The sequence below is a fragment of the uncultured Fibrobacter sp. genome (assembly GCF_937877005.1).
GTDB lineage: Bacteria > Fibrobacterota > Fibrobacteria > Fibrobacterales > Fibrobacteraceae > Fibrobacter.
The window spans coordinates 1-1728 of the sequence record NZ_CALEFV010000184.1; the positions used below are offsets into that span (position 1 = coordinate 1).

Below are 1728 nucleotides of genomic sequence, written 5' to 3' on the forward strand. Positions count from 1 at the left end.
GCACTCATGGAATATCGCTATCTTTTATTCAAGACTTACCACGGTACCGACGACGAAAAGTCGCGGATCGCCCAATTGAATAAAGTACTGCAAAATTGGCGAGTGTAGTTTCTGTTAAGGGGAAAATGAAAAAAATCCTGGTCACATTGCTGATGTCTGTTGCAAGCGTCGTATGCCTTGCAAACGAAGACCTGCGCATTGCCGATTCCTGCTATAACGCCCGTGCAGAACATGCCATTGGCGACAAAGCGAATCCCAAGAACGCAAAGCTCATGATTGACAGCTACCGCAAAGCCATGAACGACGTCTCCGTCGAAGAAAAGGCTACCGAAGGCTACGTGAAGAGCTTGTTCTTCGCATTCCGCTTTGTGCATTTCGAAAAGCACCAGCGCAAGGCAAAGCTCGACAGCCTAAAGACTATCAGCGAATCCGCCTACCAGAAGTTCCCGAAGAACAGGGAAATCGCCCACGTATACGCAAGCGCCCTTTCGATGTGGGGCAACGAGCGCGGTGCCCTCACCTCGGTCAAGGAAGGCGTGGCTACCACTGTGCGCGATGTGGCCATTATGGCCGAAGACTTCCAGGTGCTGGGGCGTGCCCACTTCGTGCTGCCCTACGTGCCGCTGGTGCTTTCATGGCCCGACAAGAAACTTGCCGACAAGTACTTGAGCCTCGCACTCGAAAAGAACCCGCGCGACTTGTACAACTATTACTTTTTGGCAGAACTGCGCTTTGACCAGAAACGTTACGCCGACGCGCTGAACATTATTGACCGCGGCCTTTCGCGCGGAATCCGCACCAACTTTTTCCTTGAAGACAAGCGCGGCCGCTGGCACCTGAAAGAACTCCAGAAACAAATCAACGCCAAACTCGACAAGAAATAACCTAAATCCTTTAGCGAAATATATAACGCAAGAAGGCCGCACCCCCAAAGGTGCGGTCTTCTTTTTGCCGAGAGAGTTTCTTTGTTCTAATACAGGGGGACCTAGAGGCCCAAGTCAAGCGCGTTTGCCTTGCCGCGGCGCACACCCCACAGGAAGTCCTGCGTGCGGTCAACCACGGTCTTGCTGCCGACCTTGATGCGGTACGCAAGTCTTGCAATGTACACGCCGGTCGATACCAATCTGCCGTTCTTGGCGCGCATGTTCCAGGCGAGGAACAGCTTGCCGTTGTTTTCGAGGCAGGTGCCCTGGCCATGATTTTTGAACACGTCGTCATTGCAAGTGATCACGTTAGAGTAGCTGTTCACAAATTCACCGAGGCTAGAGTAGTAGGTCGCTTCGTAGCGAAGTTCCGTACTCTGGGCCACTGCCTCTACGATTTCCTGAATGTCCCTTTCGCTTCCGCTGTTGTACTTGCTGACATTCTTGGAATCGATCATGTGATTCTTGTAGGCGTCGACAATGACCGGGTCAAGGTCGAATTTCTTCTTGGCGTCGTCAATCGACATCTGGCCCGCATCGACGGCGGCGATAATCTGTTCGATCGAGTAAGACTGCGTGGCGCCGGTTGCCTGGTCGACGACAATCACCTTGTCTTCGAAATTCTGGACAGCGTTCTTGATGCCTTCGATTTCGTTAAGTGCTTCAACGGAAACGTTTCTTCTGTATTCATACTCTTTCTTGATATCGTCGAAGTATGAAGGATCCAGGTTGTAGAGAGCAGCGGAACCTACCTGGTCAAGTGTAGGAACGCAGAGTCTTCCCTGAGCGATCTTCATAATTCCTT

Annotated in this window: 1 protein-coding gene and 1 pseudogene; one reads left to right on the forward strand and one right to left on the reverse strand. The window is 51.7% G+C overall.

What is annotated here, in order from left to right; genetic code table 11:
* Positions 1-125: 125 nt before the first annotated feature.
* Positions 126-884, forward strand: coding sequence for a hypothetical protein (locus Q0628_RS08540; protein ID WP_298770088.1), 759 nt, complete (start codon positions 126-128; stop codon positions 882-884).
* Positions 885-985: 101 nt separating this feature from the next.
* On the opposite strand, the pseudogene Q0628_RS08545 reads toward Q0628_RS08540, so the two are convergent.
* A pseudogene (locus Q0628_RS08545) lies at positions 986-1728 on the reverse strand (hypothetical protein); the annotation flags it as partial.